Origin of the sequence: Mucilaginibacter gossypii (assembly GCF_017569325.2) — a bacterium.
GTDB lineage: Bacteria > Bacteroidota > Bacteroidia > Sphingobacteriales > Sphingobacteriaceae > Mucilaginibacter > Mucilaginibacter gossypii.
Map to the genome: position 1 here is coordinate 1,707,358 of NZ_CP071878.2, position 18,286 is coordinate 1,725,643.

Consider the following 18,286-nt stretch of genomic DNA (forward strand, 5'->3'; position numbering starts at 1 on the left):
CTCCCCCGGAAGGGGAGACTTTTTGATGTGCATTTTTTTAAGCCCTCCCTTCCGGGGAGGGTTTGGGTGGGGCTTTACCCATTCCCTACACGCTGCATTTCATCGGCCGCGCCGTTGTCGCGCTTGGCCGTTTTGAAGGTTTTGCCGAAACGATAGGTGAACGCGAGCACCACTACGCGGCTATCGCGCTTAATCTTAAAATACTCGGTGGCGTTGGGGAACTGCGTTAAGCCTTCCATGGCATTGGTATAGAATATATCGCGCATGCTCAACTTCAGGGTGGCCTTCTTTTTAAGTACCGACATGCCCAGTCCTGCCGAGAGCTGCCCGGTAGGGTATAGCCGTTCCTGCACATCGTTGCGGGCACGGGTGGTATAAAAGCCCGATAGCTCGCCCGTAAAACGTTTGCCTATGGTAAACTGGTTGCTGGCGTTGAGGTTAAGCTGGTTAATATCTGATGTGTAATGATTGCCGTTAAAACCGCTCAGTTTTTTGTAATTGTACAACGCCTGTGCTGTTAGGGTCCACCAGTTGGTGGGGGAGGCCGTGATAGCTTCGGATACGCCGATGATATACGTGCGCCCCACGTTGCCCTGTGTATACAGCAAAATACCCGCAAGGGTAGGGTCGCTCAAAAAGATCTGCGAAAAGTAGTTGTTGATATTACTGTAAGATAGGGTGGTGGTGAGCAGGTTTTTGTATTGATGGCTCAGCTCCAGGTTCCAGCTGTATTGTGGCAAAATATAAGGGTTGCCGGTTTGATAGGTGTACTTGTTAATGATAAAATAGAAGGGATTAAGCGTTTGGTAGACCGGGCGGTCAATGCGGCGGCTTACCGTTAAAGTAAAACTATTGGCAGTATCGGCCTGGTAACTGAAATAGCCGCTAGGGAAAAAGCTGCCATAGTTGCGTGAAAAGGCCGAATCTTTTTGCAGCACATTACCCAGTTGATGGGCGTGATAATCGGTATGCTCATAACGCAAACCTAACTGGTAGGAAATAGCCTTATGCTTGCGCTCCCATTGCGTGTAAACCGCGTGGATGTTCTCGCTGTAAAGGAAATGGTTACTGCGGGTCAGGTCGTCAGTCCATTGGCCCGCATTGAGGTTTTGATAACCGGCAGAATTATCGGTACTGCTGTGTGCCGATTTCCAGCCCGCCTGAAATTGGCCATCGCTGTCGGTTTTAAGCGTATAGTCGGCTTTGCCAGTGAATATGTTGATGCTGGTGGGGATGTTGGCACGCGTAGATTCGTTATAACCGCCGGTGGTTTGCAGGCGGTTGTTGAAATTCTGGTCGCTGGTAATGTTGTAGTGCAGCCAGTCGGCATCAGCGCTGATGTCCTGGGTTTTGCTGATGGCATGGCGGAGGCTCAGGCTCACCTGGCCGTTTTTAAACCGGCTGTTATTGGCGTTATCGGTAGCGATGACAGAATCTGCCACACCACTGGAGTTGAGCCAGCGTGCCGAAGCCGTATTGTTACCCTCGCGGTGGATCATGGTTCCGCCAAGCACAATGCCAACCGTTGTTTTAGGCGAAACTTCATAGTCCAGCCCCGCTTTGGCCGTATTGTTCAGCAACGTGCCGGTGAAATGCGATGGCTGGTCCAGCGTTGCGGTGGTCGCTCCGTCGGAGCTGGTGTATTTACGCAGCGCGTACAGGTTGGTAAGGTATTTTTGCCGGCTGATATTGTAATTAAAGAAAGTGCTGACGCGCCCGGCGCGGTAATTGAGCGTGAGCGTGTTATTGGTTTTGAAGTAAACACCCTGCGCCGCCGTGGCCGTAACCGCCCCGTTGAAACCCTTTTGCCGGTTCTTTTTGGTTTTTATGTTGATGATCCCCGCATTTCCGCTGGCATCATACCGGGCCGTAGGGTTGGCAATCAGCTCAATCTGCGCTACCTGGGTGGAGCTCATGCTGCTGAGCAGGTTGTTCAGATCGGCACCGGAGAGGTAAGTGGGTTTGCCATCTATCATCACCAGCACCCCGGGCTTGCCTTGTAAAGAAATACCGCCATTACGGTCGACCATTACGCCCGGCGATTTCTCCAATACCTCCAGTACCGTAGTGCCTACGTTGGTAACCGAGGCATCAACGTTGACGATCACCTTTCCCTGCTTCATTTCTACCGGCGGCGTTTTGGCGGTGACGTTCACTTCTTTCAGTACGGTACTAAGAGGTTGTATGCGGATGGTATCCTGTTTTATATTCTCCGCAATGGTATAGCTGCGGGTGGTTAGGGACTGATATCCCATATAAGTTACCGAGAAGCTGAATGTTCCCTGTGGGATGTTCTGAAACCGGGCCTGGCCGCGGGCGTTACTCATAATCATGCTGACCTGCCGGTTAGCCTGGATCAGTTTAACAGTGGCACCATCAGCGGGTTGGGCATTTTCTTTAACAACTATCAGCGTAAACTGCTGCGCAAAGACGCCCAGGGGTAACAGGGCCAGTAGAAATAGTAAAAGTGTACGGGTCATTCAGTCAATCCTAATAATTCCGTAAGATAATCAGGCTGAGGTAGATGTTTGCAATTTAAGATGCGAAAATATGGGTGAAAATCACTTTTTTACTTTGAAAGTCACTGGCATGCCGCATCTCAACCCAACCCTGCATACCCGCGCCAGGTTGGGAAACTATCAACATTAACGCCTTACGCGGTTTAAATTAAAGGCAACCAGGTATTCGTACACCGGCTCGGGGGCGAAACGATCTGACGGTATCACTGTTTGTGCCTTCATCACCTGGTTCAATTGCGTTTTTACCAGGGCAAAAGTCGCTTTTAACAGTTCGGGCAGTACGCTTGTCGCTACTGTGGGATAGTACTGTTTCTCAAAAGCTTTTTTCTCAGCGGCGGTAGCCATTTGTACCTCCCAATGCTCGTCGGGTTTAAAACCATTCTCCAAAGCGGTATTACCCAGGTCATAAATATATTCACTGGCTTTGTAGTGTGCTGTTTGTTTGTCGGTCATCTGATATTTATTGTATGAGGATTTATCTTGTTTATTGTTGCAATGGTTAATTAAGCCTTAGCTCGCTTTAGCAACTTTGACTGCGGTAGGCCCCTTTTGTCCCTGTTCTATTTCAAAGGTAACTTTGTCATTTTCTTTGATGGCAAAAGAAGCCGCGTTGACATGAACAAAAATGCTTTCCTGGGTTTGCAGGTCTTTGATGAAACCGAACCCTTTAGATTCATTAAAGAATGTTACTGTGCCTTTTCTTACAATTTCTACTTCAACTTCCTCCTGTTTTGGCGTGCCAATGAGGATGTCCTGCGCTAATACCTTTTTTCGGTTACCGGGGTCCTGGGGCACGGAGGTAATGTTGCCGTTTGCGTCAACATAGGCCAGCATATCTTCAAAACCCTGTCCTTTAACAGCGTTGGCTTTGCGATCTTCGGCCTTTTCTTTTTTGTCCTGTTGTTTTTTGAGCTTTTTCTTTTCGCGCTCTTTCTTGTTAAATGTTTCGGTGGATCTACCCATGTTTTTGATTAAGTGTAACAAAAAAGCATCCCCCCGGGTGGGAGGATGCTTTTAAAATGATGATATAGTGATTAAGCTATTTTTACATTTACTGCATTCGGACCTTTACGGCCTTCTTCAACGTCATAACTAACGGCGCTGTTCTCACGAACATTGTCAATCAGACCTGTTGAATGAACGAAGATTTCGCTGCCACCATTATTAGGTGTGATAAATCCGAAACCTTTGGCTTCATTAAAAAATTTTACTGTTCCTTGTTGCATTATATTGTTATTAATAAGTGTGCAATATAACTATAATTATTGATGTATTTTACTTTTCGTAAAATTATTTAACATTTATTTAATTGGCCGGTGCGAAAAAAGGCCCGGAGCGCCGGTTAAAGGGTGTTTTCGGAGTATCTTCGATTTTTAAAAAACCTTGTTGTGCATTTTGATAAATGGTGTGCATAGCCGGCATGCTGATCGTTTTGCTCTGCATTTGGTGTTACCTTAATGAATATTCGTTAACTTTATGCTTATGAATACTAAACCGGTTCAGGGTGTTTTTGCTGTTATTGATAGTTTTGCGATAAAAAGCAGAAACGAATTTTATTTGATAGGCGAATTAACCTCGGGTGAAATAAAACCAATGTGGTTTGTTAATATTCTCCTAAATAAATCTTTGAGCATTACCGTAAGAATTAAAACTGTTGAAGATATTGAGTTTACACATGAGAAAGGCCGATACAAATTAATTATTGTAGATAGTGACTCACAGTCGACAGAATTACTCCTCGGGCTTAACATTGGGAGTGAAAGCGTTGATATTACAATTGAGGGGGAGGATTAAAAGGATATAAGTAAATTGGACTTATGTTTGGTTTATAGTTGAACATTTGGTGGACTGAACATCAAAAAAAATATTTAACGAAATAGTACTTGAGAGTCACGAGTACGCCGAGCCCTTTCCCTGCGCTGCATACTCGCGCCAGTGGGGGGGGACTGGGTTGGTGAGGGTGCTTGCTTCGAGGACGCAATGGTTCAACGCCTGCCGAATTCTTTATTGAAAGCCTCGATTACGCTTCGTTCTTTGTCGGCGCAACATACTTACTCAAGTTGAGGTAATTAAAACATTTCACTTTTCGGCACTGGCACCATTTTGCTACCAGTTTTCAATTCTTCTTCCCATTCTTGCTTTTTTAAAGCCGGCAGTTCAAACAGGATATATTCGATATAATCATTAAATGCTAGAACGAATTCTTTCTCACATTTTTCTCTGATTAATGTGATCAATTGTTTTATATGCACTGTTTTTAGGGAAAGTTTCTCTATTGCAATGGCATATAAAAACTCTAATAGAGCCTCTCCTTGTTCTTGATGATTATATTTTACTAGTGTTTCAAGAGTGCCAAATATTTCCTGCGACATATCATCATCTATTCTATAGATCAGTTCTTCGGAACAAGCAGAGCGTAAGAGACAAGCTTGTATAACCCCATCATTGAATCGATCAAAGTTACCAGGATCAAGAAGATTACGGACGAAAGCGGATTGTTGTAATGTATTTACAGGTTTTCCGTCTTTTCCGGTGTAAAGTTCGCGATTGCGAAGACTGTTTATCATGTTATTGATTGTAAAATATACGTCGGCTTGACTTACGTTGTCGACATAGCCGTCAAACTTGAAAAAAGCAAAGTTTTTTCGCAGCGCAAGTTCTGGATATTTATCAGTAACAATACTTGGGTAAAACAATCCATTAGAAAGCCCCTTCATTTCATTACCCTGGCTAGATAATAAAAGTTTTTCCCGTTTTTCCAAATAAACAATGATGGCAACATAAGTTGGTTTCCTTTGCTTAATAAATGGAATAAACTTTCTGATGAAGTTTAGCTCTTCCAACCACGAAGTATTTTTCGATGCATTATTACAATAAATAGTCTGAACTTCATGAAAGCTATTAGTCTCTGCCCCATATCGGCCTTGTTTGAGATCATTTTTTAAACGACTAAGATATTTGATGTTCTTTGTTCTTGAAATGCCAATAAAATAAACAATTTTCAGTTTGTCATGCTTACGAAGTGCCCTACTGATATACAATAAATTCTTTCCGTTTGAAATGCAAGAGCCTACGATCACTACACTTCCTTCAATTTCCGGTTCTAACATATCGAGATCATCTTGCAAGAGCAATTTAGGGACCTTTTCTCCGTAATTATTCGCTATACGGTCAAATATATATTTCCCTAAATCAATTGAACCATCATCATTTAAAGTGACTATATATCGTGTGTTACTTGGGATATACTGATTAATGTAATCATGAAGTTTGGTGCGGAATTCTTTATAACGGTCGTGGATGTTCAAACCTTTTAATATGACAGTGAAATCAATATAAATTTCATATTTAAAACCGGAGGTCTCTTTGAAGTTAACTTTTAAGACGTTTTCCCCACCTTCGGAAGATAAAAATTGCTTGACAAAATCTGACAGATATCCTTCAGGATCCCTTGTTGTAAGTAGTATGCGGTTAATGTGTGGCTTTTCTAATAAAAATACATCGCCTGAAACTTTGACAGGATAAGAACCTTTTTTACATAAAGTACAATTATCTTCTTTGTATGTCTTATATACCTGCAGACCATTTAGGTTATCATCAGTAAAGTTAAGGTTGCAGATTAGTTGATCTTTTAGACTGTGAAGATTGGTATCCTCACCTAAAAAGTAAAGAATGATGATATTATCCCTGTCAATCATTTTATGTAAGTCCAAGATATATCCGATAATATTAGCAGAGGTTGATGCCGAGATTAAAAGCAATGCGTTTGTGGAATAAGGCACTGGGTTTTTATATAAACCATCATAAGAACTAAAACTTTCAATTGGAACATGTTTTCTCTCCTTTTCGTTGAGAAAGCGATTCTTCAAATCGATCAATGCAAAAGCTATTGAATTAATCGATGAAGTATCACAATAAATTTGTGTATGTACTTCTTCGTTAAAATGTTTAAGTAGGGCGAAAGCAATAAAGTATATCTCTGTACTAAATAATAGGATGTTTCCGGTTCGCAGGAACTTGTCGCAATGTTTACCCGACGGAAAAACGAAGTGATGGGCACCCTGAGCGGTCACTAATCCACCTCTTTTGATAAAAATATGTTGCAATCCTTCGTTTAAGTAAAGCTTTACAAAATTTTCTGGCAAATTTTTATCACAAGATAGTTTTCCCGTTTTATCAAAATTTATTATATGAAGGCTTTCACTAAGTAAGGTCTCATGTCTTTTAGGGATTCCCTTGAAAGTTGAGTCAAGTTTTTTAATGAAAACGTCCTCAAGCTTATTTTTCATGAACTCGGGCCCAATGACGAAGATTTTGTCCGTCTGGTAGTGCTCTTCGTAGAAACGCCTGATCTCCGCCTGTAAATTGTCCTCGTTGATATCCTCTCGATCACAAAAGATTACAGTTGCGGAAACAATTTTTTGCCGCTCTTTAAATTCGAATTTATAGAGGTAGAAATTATTCACGACAGATTTATGGCTAAAGGATAAATAATTGTTAGCACCGCGCCTTCAGCGCGTTTATAAGTTGTGTACGTCTCTGAGCTCTTGGTTTTCCAATCATATAACAGCATTTTTTGAGCGTCCTGTTCATCAAGATAGCCGTCGGCTATAAGGTCACGATAAACACACAAGTCACCTGTTTTAATACGAAGAAATCCTTTTCCATCGAGTACGCGAAGCATACGGTCAAGGCCAATGCCTTTATCATCTTTTTCAAGAGCCCTTGAGGAAGTTTGATGCTTAATTAGACACAATTTTAAGATGTCAATTTCACTTAACTCTTCAGCGTCTTTCCTTTTACTGCGAAATTTACGAGCAAACCCAATCCCACCATCAAATATCGAAATTTCAACGAAGTACAATTCACCCATCGGATTTTCCTTATGATGTGGATCTGCAAAATATCTTGAAAGGCCTTTGTGATTTGCGAAATCTCTTATTAGACTTTTTCTAGGCCTTTTTAAAAATTTAAAAAGCACCCCCCTAATATTGGTGTCCAAAGGCACATTATTTTCGTCTTCTTTTCCCCATTCAAATGTATTTTTCATCAATTCGTAGATGATTGCTATAACACTGGGATATATATTGACAAATTCGGGAATTAACTGCATGTGATAAAAAACCTCCTGCATACCACTTTGTAAGTTTTTAAGCAAGCTATATTGGTTACCAATAAATTCGTATCGTGTTCCGAAGCAAGGTAACTGAAATTCATCGGCCAAATGATCGAAGTTAATCAACATCAGTTTATGGGTAATTGATCTACCGGCGAGCATGGTCGAAATAAACTCTCTGTTCTTGAAATTTAAAAAACCTTTTAGAGAGATACCATCTTTTGTGAATACTCCTCCAATATTCCAATTTAACAGCACAGCGGGAAATATAAGCTCATTTTTGTATAGGTATTCGATAGTTGCCTTTTCTGTATTTTCAATGTCTATAAGCAAGCGTCCAGCGTTTCCAATGCGAATCCAAGTTACAATGAATTGAAGCATAGCTGGTACAATACCTGGATAGCTTTTTTGAAAAGATACAGGTAGCAGTATTTCGACATTCGTACCAAGTGCTTGCGCCTGATACAATCGATCGTAATAGCCTTCAATGTGCTCAAACGTTGTGTTTTTACCTATGTCAATGATATATGCAGGCATGAATTTTAATCCTCTCGCGATGTTACCTAAAAATGTGAATATTTTAAGGATTTACTTGTGAATTGGAGCTATAAATTTTCTGTTTAGTATTTGTCTTGTCCTAAGATATTTTACAGATTAAAACTTACAAGTACGCCGGTCCCTTTGCTGGCGCGCATACTTGCGCCAGTTATAAGGCAGTTGTGAAGTCATTTCCCTTAACATCCAATATGAACTACGTGAACGGATATACGGCAAAATCCGCACATGCTATGCCAAAGCAACTTAGCACGAAGCGACTGTGCTAATCCAATCTAAAACCTACAACACCAACCCAAAACTCACTTCCCTCCAATCCCGCTAATAATCAACTCAATCTGGTTCAGCTGTTCCTTGCTCAGCTGTTTCAGGTTTTCCTGGCTTAATATGGTGTTGTTTATTTGCAGGTAGTTGTTTTGCTCGTTGATAACCGTATTGGGCCGGCGTTTATTTATAGCGCCAACCGTTTCAAAATAAAGCCGGGCAGCCTTTACATCGCCGTTGCAGGCAAGCTTACAAACGTTGGCCAGTATTTTAGGGACCATATATTTAAACTGCTCCATTTCGGCAAGGTATTGCGGATGTGTTTTATAGCCTGTAAGGTGTTTGGCAACAGTTTGCCGGCTCAGGCCGCATTCCCGGGCTATTACAAATTTAGGGGGCATGGAGCCATTTTGGGCAATCAGCTTTTCGATGGCCCGGCCAATCAATAAGTGGTTTTGTTCCCAGATCTGCTCATTGGTGCATGGCAGCATGATCTCCGCTATTTTATCTATAAACTTGTCCCGGTCTTCATCCGTTAAGCGGTGCAGCATTTCGGTACTAAATTCGGCAATGTAATTGCGTTCAGCATCGTTCAAATCTTCAATATCTGCTAAGGTGATCTTCTGCAGGCCCAATACACGGTCGAGCTTCTCTTTTGAAGGCGTTAAATTTGATAAGGTATTTTCAGGTTCCATCAGGTTTGGCAATCTTTTAAATAAAGATCGGGAATTTAGTGTGAATATGCTAATATTTTTAGCAAAAAATACTGTGTTAACCCCGTTGTTTTATGTATAATTCTGATTATCAGTGTATTATCTGAAAAATCACTTCCTGATTGAAAAATAGTGTAACCCCGATTGATTTTATTTAATTGATTATCAGTTGTTTGTAAGCTGATTTTTGAAATTGTGTTAACCCTGTTAACCCCCCTCTGATGCAATGGATATACAAGGTAAACTCCCCCTTATGCCATCGCGGGCAAATTAACTATTGGTTCAGGCCAGCTGAGGAGGGCAAGCCCATTCGCCCGAAACCTTAAATTAAATACAAAAAGCCGGGAGGCCGGCTTTTCGCATTTGATAATATATTTGAATTGAACTTCAGCTCAATGACCTATTTACGCTTCGACAGCTTGATCACGTTGACAGAGTAAGGTTGGAAAGTGTGTTTGAATGACCGGCCAAGTCCCGTTATGGTCGACGTAACCGGGACGATTTTTGTTGGCTCATCAATGGTATTGGTATCTTCCGGCTTATCGCCCTTTAGTACTACCAGGGTGCCATTTGCAGCTACATCTCCGCCTTTTAGATTGACAGTGATTTCCCGGGCCATATCATCGGTATTCACCACCTTCAGGTATATGTTTTTGGCATCCTGGGTACAAACAAAAAATAACGCCGGACGCTCGGCCTTAGGGCGCCGCGCGTTTGCCGGCCAATGGCTTATGCCGGCGGTGTCTTTAACGGCCGGTTTGCGTAAGGGGGCATTTTCGGCTGTTATTGGCGCCACCTTGATACCAAGGTAGCTGCCGAACATCTTTTGTACATAATAAGATGGTGAGCCATAACTTTTAAGGGCTGTATAACCAATCAGATCAGAATCCCATTGCCAGGCTTTAGGCTGGCCATTGCCTGCCTGGTTTACGTTCACAAATAAGGGTGCATAGCATGACCGCTCCACCAGGTCGCTGTTGCGTTCCATCCCGGTCATCCAGGCGGCGTCTCCGAGGGCGGCATTTAGGTTAGTGGTAGGCGCGCCCTCGCGGGTGGCCCATTCGCCCACAAATATTTTAGGGCTGGTTGTACGGTTATAGCTATCGTACTTCGCCGCGTCTTCTTCCATCTGCCAGGCCGATTGGTAATAATGCTCGTCAACCATTTCGGGTTTAACGCTGGTTACCTTATCGGGCTTATAGCTTTCAATGGTTGAGATACAGCGTAACTGGGGGTATTTGGCTTTTATAGCAGCCTGAAATTGTTTAAAGCGCCCATCGTAGCTATGCGACCTGTCGAACCAGTCCTCATTGCCTATCTCTATATCTGTCAGTTTAAAGGGAGCGGGATGACCGTCGGCAGCCCGTTTTGCACCCCAGTAAGTTTTGGTATCGCCAATACAATATTCAATTTCATCCAGCGCGTCTTTAACATACGGCTCCAATAAAGGCCCCGCATCTATGTGGTCACCACGTAACGAGTAACCGGCAAAAACTGCTAAAAGCGGTTCCATTTTTAAATCTTCACACCACTCTAAAAATTCCAGCAGTCCCATACCGTCGCTTGCACGGTAACCCCAGCTGCCTGTATGGCCGGGGCGCTGTTCCAGCGGGCCTAAGGTTGTTTTCCATGGGAAGGCATCACCCAGGTATGGGCCCTCTAAAAAGTTGCCGCCCGGAAAGCGTAGAAAGGTAGGTTTCATATCGGCCATCATCTGCATTAAATCAATGCGATTGCCATTAGGCCTGTTTTTATACGTTGGGGGAAATAAGGAAACGAGGTTAAAATAGTAAGTGCCTGTCCGGTTAGATGAAATCACAAAACGCGCGTCGGCAGTAGGTTTAATATTTGCAGCGGTTGTGATGGTTAACTCATGCTTTTTCCAGTAAGTGCTTTTTTCGAGGTTGATTGTACCCCTTGCGTAGGTTGTTTTGCCATCGGTGCTTTCCAAACTAATGTTGATAATACCGGGGCCATCTTCTGTAACTGCTGTTGCAGGCGGCGTAGCATCAGGCCTGTTACCCCTCGGAAAATTGACAGTGCCGGTTTTGATATAAAATGAGCAGCGATAAGTAGTTGACGGTGTAACCGGAATACCCCAAAAGCCACTGTTGGCAATGCCCGCGCGGTTACCGTTTGCCTGGCTAACCGTAAGCTTAAGGCAGGTTGTAAGTGCCGCGTTAATAGCATTGCGCCCCTGATCAAAAGGCACATTGGCCGGATCGGCACCAATTAGCTGTATCGATGCCTTGCTATCGCCATCCTGAACAACGCTCCAGCCATCGGGCTGGTTTGGGTTATCCTTGAAAACCCGGTTACGGATCAGCTCGGCATATAAACCTCCGTCATACGAATGATTGATCTCCTCGGTCATGAGCCCGTAAAGCTTCGGACTTACGTTCACACCTTTGGTAAGATCCAGGTTGAGGCGGGTTTGCGCCTGTAAACCGCTGAATGCACTTAAACATAAAGCAGATAAGAATAATAGCTTTTTTGTCATTGTTGGTATTCCTTAATTATTCTGAAATGGTGACCAGGTTGCTGCATCATTGTTTTATTGTGCATTGCTGATGTGGAAAAAATCAAAATCAACATAACCGCCCGATTGCGTGGTTGCATAGTTAAACAGGCCAAAGCGATATCCCATAAAATGGGGGAGCGTATAAACCATTTGCAGCGGTGTGCCAATAGGTTCCCATTTGCGCCCGTCGAGACTATAAAAAAAGTAGGCTTTATCTGCCCGGTTAGTAAAATCGCAGCTTGCTTTAAGGTAAATGGTTGTTTGCTTTAGAGGTATACTGGCCGCTTCAATAGCCGATCCGGATTGCGCGCTGATCATAACTATTTGTTTAGAGCCATGATCTGATTTTACACCAACGAAGCCGTACTTTTTTTGCAGTAAAACCAGCCCTGCAAAATCTCCATCCTTCATGTTGGAAACATCAATTAAAGTTATTCCTGAACATTGGGGGCCAATAGTGCGCTGCGTTAAGGTGTTACGTGCCGATAGTACCGTGCTGTCCAGTCGCCCGGTGGTTAATCTCAGGTAGCCGGCCCGCTTTTTTAACGACCATAACTGATCATCCGGATTATGGTTCCATTGCCATACCAAAGGCAGTATGGGCTCCCCGTTTTTACGGCTAAATTCATCCGGGGATACAACACCCGGTATTAAGCTTTTATTCGCGGGTAAATCCAGCGTATCTGGTGCTTTGTGATCAACACCCAATACAGGCCATCCATCTGTCCAGGTAACCGGTACCAGGTACGGCACCCTGCCAACGGCACCAAAATCACGGAATAAATAGGCAAACCAATCGCCTTTCGGGGTATTGATAAGCCCGCCCTGGGCTACACCTTTATCCTGAAGCCCTACCTGGCCTTCGTAAGGGCCGGTCAACTTGTCGGCCCGGTGGATTAAAACGGTACGCATTCCGCCCTTGGGCCAGCTGATATTGAAAAGGTAATATTTCCCCTTAATTTTGAACAGTTGTGAGCCTTCGGCAGGCAAACCAATATTGGGACCGGCAGCAGCGCTTGCATTCTCGATCAGGATTTGCGGTTTTTTATCAGGATTGACGCCAGACAGGTCATCATTCAGTTCGGCCAGCATGATCTTGCCGCTCCCATAGATCATATAAGCTTTGCCGTCATCATCAAAAAAAAGTGAGTGGTCATGTAATGCCGGTTTAAAGGACATTTCTTTCCATGGGCCTTTTTCAATGTTTTTTGTGCTGTAGATATAGGTTTTATTGGTAGTACCCGAAAATGTAGAAACGTAAAAAGTACCGTTATGATAACGCAAGCTGCTTGCCCATGAGCCCCTGCCATATGCGTTTGCTCCGTTTGCCAGGTTAAGGGCATCTCCATCATCAAGCGTATTATACGCGTAACTTACGATACGCCAGTTCACCAAATCTTTTGATTTCATAATTGGCAGCCCGGGACTAAGATGCATTGTGGTGCTGCTCGCATAATAAGTATCGCCAACCCTGATCATCGATACATCCGGAACGTCTGCATATATGATAGGATTTTGTGCTGTTTGCGCGTTTAAAGGCATAATTGCCAGTCGCCATAAAAGGCAGGTAACTGCCAGTTTAAGAAATGCGATATTTTTTGTTTTCATTCATTTTACGTTAAAAGTTAACCACTTCCCAATATGCCTTTTTTCGCTGAAGTTTTTCATCAAACAACAACGGGTAGGCTTTGATAACTTTGCGAGTTGTGCCCTCGGTCGCAGCCGCGCCGCCGGCAATACCGCCACCACGGAAATCAAGCCAGCTGTACCGGTCTGATACGTTCCAAAAAGTAACCCCGGTTATTACCTTTTTGTATTTCCTGAATATTTCAAAAATGGCCTTATACCTTTCGGTTTGCTGAGCAGCCATAGTTTCCGTATAAGCGGAATCCGTTAGCGTTTGATCGCCTGCTTTACGCGGTGGGCCAGTACGTACCGTAACATCCAGCTCCGTGATCTGCAGCTTTAATCCAAGTGCTGCATACTTATCCATAGCTTCAGTTATTTGTTGCAAACTGGGGTCACTTAATTTCCAGTGGCCCTGCAAACCTACTCCGGTTACAGGCACCCCGGCGTCTTTAAGGTTCCTGAGCAATTTACAAATCTTATCCCGTTTGGATGGAACCTCACTGTTGTAATCGTTGTAAAAAAGCTGGGCCTCCGGGTCGGCTTCATGGGCGTATTCAAACGCCTTGGCAATAAAATCCTCGCCGCAGATCTGGTACCATAATGAGTTACGCAGATAGTTGTCGGGTTTATCATCAATGGCTTCGTTAACTACGTCCCACGCGTATATTTTACCCTTAAAATGATTGACTACCGTGGTAATATGATCCTTAAGCCGCTTCAGTAACACATCCTTACTTACCTGTTTGCCCGTGCTGTCTTTAAACATCCACGCAGGTGCCTGGGCATGCCAAAGCAAATTATGGCCCCTGATTTTCATGTGGTGCTCTTGCGCGAATGCTACTATAGCGTCGGCGTTTTTCCAGTTATATTCATTTTCGCGCGGATGAATGGGTCCCATTTTCATATCGTTTTCCGGCGTAACACTGTTAAACTCCTTTGCAATCAGTTCTGCTTCAGGTCCGTTTATCGCGGCCATGTTAACAGCTACGCCAATAGGAAAATACTTTCGGTAATAATCTTTCAAACCTTTATCAGCCTTATGTGATGAGACTGCAGTCCGGCCATAATCTGTATTATGATGTAGTGTTTGTCGGTTCGTAAAGGATACCAGAGCGGCAAATCCCGTTAGTAACAGCGGAAATTTTAATGTTGTAATCGTTATAAATTTCATGTTGGATCAGTTGCAGGTGTGATTTTAATTTATTTGAAACTTATCCAGTCGATATTAACGCCGGTGCCGCTTTTTAATACTATTACCAGGTTGGCGGTTTTAGATGGGAGAGAAGCGAGGCGGGTTTGTATAACTTGCCAATCGTTCCCTTCGGCAATGTTTGCCGAAGCCAATATACGTCCATTGGGATCGCCAAGCCGCACTTCTATAGTTGCTTTACTTGCTGCATTTGCCAGGATCTGCAATTCTTTAAACTTTTTGCTTTCGAAGTCAACACGATTGTAACGGATCCAACTACCTGCATTGTTGAACGTAGTTTTCCAGCCGTCAAATCTTTTTGCGGTATCAAGAAAGGAGATTTTAACGGTACTGCCCTTATCGCTGTACCTGTCTATCTGTATTTTTTCTGAGGCTTTGGTGATTCCCACGCCACGCAGGGTCGGGATAACTTTTTTGATCGTCCCGTCGGCGTTAAAAAACAGGCTGTCGCACCTTATCGATCTGTTTTTGTCGAAATTCGGCGATAGGTCGTCGTTGTGATAAAACAAGTACCACTGATTTTTAAACTGGATGATTGACTGGTGATTGGTCCAGCAGCCGGAAGCCGACTCATCCATGATCACGCCTGCAAATTTAAAAGGCCCCATCGGGTTATTGCCGGTAGCATATTCCAATCGCTCAATCTTATTGGCCACATGCGGATAGGTGAGGTAATAAATGCCATTGCGTTCAAACAGGTAAGGGCCTTCTTTCAGCCCTTTATCAGGCAGTTGGGCTAAAATTATTGGTTCTGAAGCAAGTTCCAGCATATTTTCATTAAGTTTTGCAGCATACAGGTTACCCTGTGCCCAATACAAGTAGGCTTGTCCGTCTTTATCAATAAATACATTAGGATCGATGCCATGCACCCCTTTTATAGGTTCCGGCTGTGGGATAAACGGTCCATAAGGTTTATCGGCCACGGCAACACCAATGGTAAAGCCGCGACCGTTTTCGCTGCCTTTCATGGTAGTAGGGAAGTACATATAATATTTGCCGTTGCGGAAAATGCAGTCGGGAGCCCACATGCTGTACGAAGCAGGGTCGGCCCAGGGCACTGTTGTTTGACTGATGATCATGCCATGATCAGTCCAGTCGGTGAGGTTTGCTGATGAAAAAACGTGGTAATCTTCCATGCAAAACCAACCAGGGCGGCCATGGCCGGGTGTTGCCTTAATATCATGCGAGGGATAAACATATACCCTGTCGCCAAAAACGCGGGCTGAGGGATCGGCCGTAAACTGGTCCCTGATCAATGGATTTTGCGCCATGGATCGCCCGGTGAAGCCCAGTACTGATCCGAATAGCAATAGCCAGAACTTAATATTTTTCATGAACGGAATGTCTTTGATCTGATTTTTTTGATCATTAATTATTTAAACAGGATGGGGGCAAATTTGTAAAGATCATTTCGCCAAACAGGCCAGGTATGGCCGCCAGGGTACTCGTAATAACTATGTTTTATCTTCATCTCGTCCAGCTTGCCCAGCATAACCTGGCAGTTTTTATACGCGATATCCTCCTTGCCGCCCATGGCAATCCAGAATGCTTTTAGGTTGCTGTTGATTTTGGTTGTATTTTTCGTCATAAAATCATACTGTGCATCAGCGATGCTGTTTTGTGCGGGTAAAATCCACCCCGAGCTGAATACACCAAGGTAATTGAATGTATCAGTATTGTAGATGCCTGTATATAGCGTGTTGAGACCGCCCATAGAAAGCCCGGCCAGGGCACGGCCCTGCGCGGTACGGTTAACCCGGTAATTCTTTTCTATAAAGGGAATAATGCATTGTTTTATTTCACTTGCAAAGGTTTTGAGGCCGGCTTCACCAAAACCTCCGCCGAAATTGGCATCGGGCATTACCACTAACATGGGTTTCGCTTGCCCGGCCGCAATCAGGTTATCCATGATCATATCGGTTTTGCCCTGGGTTGCCCAGCCGGTTTCGTCCTCGCCGCCGCCATGTAATATATATAATGCAGGATACTTAACCTGGCTTGCATCATAACCGGGCGGAGTGTAAATGAACAATCTTCGCCATGATTTGGTGACGGTTGAAAAATAAGTTTTGATGCGGATATCGCCATGCGGAACATTTTTAATCGCATAATAATCGCCGCCGTCAAAAGGTACTTCAATGCCGCTGGCCATGCGCCCCATGCCATAAAAGGTTTGACTGGAGGGATCGGTTGTAGCAACGCCATCTATAATCAACGAATAATAATGGAAGCCTTCACCAATTGAATCTGTTGTAGCTGTCCAATAACCGGCCGTGTCTTTTACCATGTCATATTTCTTGCCCAGGTCAACCTGAACTTTTTGAGCATCCGGCGCCTTGACACGGAAAAGCACCCGGTGGTCGGGCTGGATAAAAGGATATTTTGAGCCTCTGATATTGGTAGATGCAGGGCCGCCCGAGATCATCATGTTATATTTATCGATATCCACAGGTTTGAACAGGAACTGCGAGAACAGGTAAAGATCATTTTTCCAAACTTTAAAGTCGTGGATTCCCGGCTCGACATTGAAGATATGCGGTACATTTTTTTGCTCGAGGTAGTCATGTGTACGTTTACTGAACGACATTAACCCGTCATGATCGCCGCAGGAGATCCAAAGCAGCTTAAGTTTGCTTTTGGCTGCATCGGGATCAGGTAACAGCTCTTCTGGTTTTTTAGTGTTGGGTGCCGACGAAAAGCCTCCAACCCAGGCAAATTTATCCAGGTTGCCCAGCCCAAAATTAAGTGACTGACCACCGCCCATTGATAATCCGGCCAGTGCCCGATGCTCGCGGTCGGTATAAACTGGATATTTTTTTTGAATAAATGGGATCAGGTCATCCAGCAAGTCATGCTCAAAAATTGCAAACGCGGCAACTTTATCCGGGGCCATTATATTGCCGGTGGCACGGTCGTCTTTCATGGCGCGGCCGTTGGGCAACACAACGATCATTGGTTCCAGTTTTTTATCGGCATACAAGTTATCCAATATCACCTGGGGCGTGCCCTGGTTAAGCCATTCAAATTCATCGCCGCCAATACCATGCAGCAGGTACAAAACAGGATATGTTTTTTTAGCGGTATAGCCAGGCGGCAGGTAAACTACCGCGCGCCGTTTGGAATCAACTGTTTTTGAGTTGTAGGTAACGGTGTCTAATTTTCCGTGTGCTATACCAGCGCGATAAGTGTCGAAACCGGCCGGTGAATGTTTAAGAGCTGGCTGTGAAAGGGCCAGCAAGGCAGGCAAAATGCCGATGACGGTGAGGTAGGCTATCTTCTTCATAATTTTGTTGTCAGTTAATCCGCTAAACTGATTGCCTTTCGGATTAAGGACGCTAAAGCGGGTTAAATTGTGTTAGTTTTTGCTCATTTGAGGAATACCCGAAAGTAGGGCAAGCACTTTGCCGCGGTTAACACAAATCATGATAATGATAGCACGAATGTTTAAGACCTGAAAAATGAACCGTCAACCCGGTTTGTGTAAGTGGATAGGAAGCCGGAAAATACGCCCGCTATTCTTTTTTTTGAATAGTTAATTGTATTGATGGCCAGTTTGTTTTGGATATCTGGAATGCTTGCGGCGGCGGTTGGTTGCGGCTGATTGTAACAATCATATAGCATTTTTTGGAACGAAGCCATGCAGATACATTCGTGGTATCAAAATATTGGATTGTGGTAGCAAACCATTTTCTGTACGGATACTTTCGTACGGTCCGTAATCGGTATTCCGATTAATAAACTTCTTTAATAAATCTTATA

At 43.8% G+C, this 18,286-nt stretch carries 14 protein-coding genes; 1 reads left to right on the top strand and 13 read right to left on the bottom strand.

Features of this window, described 5'->3' with window-relative positions; all coding sequences use genetic code 11:
- Positions 1-74: 74 nt before the first annotated feature.
- The 4 genes from J3L18_RS07250 to J3L18_RS07265 all read right to left on the bottom strand — a co-directional run bounded on the left by J3L18_RS07250 (position 75) and on the right by J3L18_RS07265 (position 3,745).
- The gene (locus J3L18_RS07250) at positions 75-2,480 is read right to left on the bottom strand and encodes a TonB-dependent receptor (protein WP_129570844.1); all 2,406 of its coding nucleotides are present in this window, start codon (positions 2,478-2,480) and stop codon (positions 75-77) included.
- Positions 2,481-2,645: 165 nt separating this feature from the next.
- Positions 2,646-2,972, bottom strand: coding sequence for a hypothetical protein (locus J3L18_RS07255; RefSeq protein ID WP_090527538.1), 327 nt, complete (start codon positions 2,970-2,972; stop codon positions 2,646-2,648).
- A 57-nt stretch (positions 2,973-3,029) separates the two neighbouring features.
- Positions 3,030-3,482: a cold-shock protein gene (locus J3L18_RS07260; protein WP_090527541.1), complete on the bottom strand. Its 453-nt coding sequence runs from the start codon at positions 3,480-3,482 to the stop codon at positions 3,030-3,032.
- Positions 3,483-3,553: 71 nt separating this feature from the next.
- Positions 3,554-3,745, bottom strand: coding sequence for a cold-shock protein (locus J3L18_RS07265; RefSeq protein ID WP_090527544.1), 192 nt, complete (start codon positions 3,743-3,745; stop codon positions 3,554-3,556).
- 256 nt (positions 3,746-4,001) lie between these two features.
- On the opposite strand from J3L18_RS07265, the gene J3L18_RS07270 reads away from it, so the two are divergent.
- Positions 4,002-4,313, top strand: a complete 312-nt coding sequence (locus J3L18_RS07270; protein ID WP_129570845.1) for a hypothetical protein — start codon at positions 4,002-4,004, stop codon at positions 4,311-4,313.
- A 275-nt stretch (positions 4,314-4,588) separates the two neighbouring features.
- Here J3L18_RS07270 and J3L18_RS07275 read toward each other — a convergent pair whose 3' ends face one another.
- The 9 genes from J3L18_RS07275 to J3L18_RS07315 form a co-directional block, all read right to left on the bottom strand.
- The gene (locus J3L18_RS07275; protein ID WP_129570846.1) at positions 4,589-6,985 is read right to left on the bottom strand and encodes a hypothetical protein; all 2,397 of its coding nucleotides are present in this window, start codon (positions 6,983-6,985) and stop codon (positions 4,589-4,591) included.
- Positions 6,982-8,172: a hypothetical protein gene (locus tag J3L18_RS07280; RefSeq protein ID WP_129570847.1), complete on the bottom strand. Its 1,191-nt coding sequence runs from the start codon at positions 8,170-8,172 to the stop codon at positions 6,982-6,984. The genes J3L18_RS07275 and J3L18_RS07280 overlap by 4 nt, the downstream gene beginning before the upstream one ends.
- 320 nt (positions 8,173-8,492) lie before the next feature.
- Complete coding sequence (locus tag J3L18_RS07285; RefSeq protein ID WP_129570848.1) at positions 8,493-9,149, bottom strand: helix-turn-helix transcriptional regulator; 657 nt, start codon at positions 9,147-9,149, stop codon at positions 8,493-8,495.
- Positions 9,150-9,567: 418 nt separating this feature from the next.
- A complete protein-coding gene (locus tag J3L18_RS07290) occupies positions 9,568-11,667 on the bottom strand; it encodes an alpha-L-arabinofuranosidase family protein (protein WP_129570849.1) in 2,100 nt (699 codons plus the stop codon).
- A gap of 54 nt (positions 11,668-11,721) precedes the next feature.
- The gene (locus J3L18_RS07295) at positions 11,722-13,296 is read right to left on the bottom strand and encodes a glycoside hydrolase family 43 protein (protein ID WP_129570850.1); all 1,575 of its coding nucleotides are present in this window, start codon (positions 13,294-13,296) and stop codon (positions 11,722-11,724) included.
- A gap of 10 nt (positions 13,297-13,306) precedes the next feature.
- Entirely contained in the window at positions 13,307-14,488 is a 1,182-nt protein-coding gene (locus J3L18_RS07300) for an endo-1,4-beta-xylanase (protein ID WP_189549374.1), read from the bottom strand.
- A gap of 29 nt (positions 14,489-14,517) precedes the next feature.
- Positions 14,518-15,861, bottom strand: coding sequence for a family 43 glycosylhydrolase (locus tag J3L18_RS07305; protein ID WP_129570851.1), 1,344 nt, complete (start codon positions 15,859-15,861; stop codon positions 14,518-14,520).
- Positions 15,862-15,899: 38 nt separating this feature from the next.
- A complete protein-coding gene (locus J3L18_RS07310; protein WP_129570852.1) occupies positions 15,900-17,810 on the bottom strand; it encodes an alpha/beta hydrolase-fold protein in 1,911 nt (636 codons plus the stop codon).
- Between the two features lie 161 nt (positions 17,811-17,971).
- Positions 17,972-18,166, bottom strand: coding sequence for a hypothetical protein (locus J3L18_RS07315; protein ID WP_208102488.1), 195 nt, complete (start codon positions 18,164-18,166; stop codon positions 17,972-17,974).
- Positions 18,167-18,286: the final 120 nt, after the last annotated feature.

Bases quoted from the DNA above. Each gene is read 5' to 3' on its own strand.
- J3L18_RS07250 (WP_129570844.1), bottom strand. From the start codon at position 2,480: ATGACCCGTACACTTTTACTATTTCTACTGGCCCTGTTACCCCTGGGC.
- J3L18_RS07255 (WP_090527538.1), bottom strand. From the start codon at position 2,972: ATGACCGACAAACAAACAGCACACTACAAAGCCAGTGAATATATTTAT.
- J3L18_RS07260 (WP_090527541.1), bottom strand. From the start codon at position 3,482: ATGGGTAGATCCACCGAAACATTTAACAAGAAAGAGCGCGAAAAGAAA.
- J3L18_RS07265 (WP_090527544.1), bottom strand. From the start codon at position 3,745: ATGCAACAAGGAACAGTAAAATTTTTTAATGAAGCCAAAGGTTTCGGA.
- J3L18_RS07270 (WP_129570845.1), top strand. From the start codon at position 4,002: ATGAATACTAAACCGGTTCAGGGTGTTTTTGCTGTTATTGATAGTTTT.
- J3L18_RS07280 (WP_129570847.1), bottom strand. From the start codon at position 8,172: ATGCCTGCATATATCATTGACATAGGTAAAAACACAACGTTTGAGCAC.
- J3L18_RS07285 (WP_129570848.1), bottom strand. From the start codon at position 9,149: ATGGAACCTGAAAATACCTTATCAAATTTAACGCCTTCAAAAGAGAAG.
- J3L18_RS07290 (WP_129570849.1), bottom strand. From the start codon at position 11,667: ATGACAAAAAAGCTATTATTCTTATCTGCTTTATGTTTAAGTGCATTC.
- J3L18_RS07295 (WP_129570850.1), bottom strand. From the start codon at position 13,296: ATGAAAACAAAAAATATCGCATTTCTTAAACTGGCAGTTACCTGCCTT.
- J3L18_RS07300 (WP_189549374.1), bottom strand. From the start codon at position 14,488: ATGAAATTTATAACGATTACAACATTAAAATTTCCGCTGTTACTAACG.
- J3L18_RS07305 (WP_129570851.1), bottom strand. From the start codon at position 15,861: ATGAAAAATATTAAGTTCTGGCTATTGCTATTCGGATCAGTACTGGGC.
- J3L18_RS07310 (WP_129570852.1), bottom strand. From the start codon at position 17,810: ATGAAGAAGATAGCCTACCTCACCGTCATCGGCATTTTGCCTGCCTTG.
- J3L18_RS07315 (WP_208102488.1), bottom strand. From the start codon at position 18,166: ATGGCTTCGTTCCAAAAAATGCTATATGATTGTTACAATCAGCCGCAA.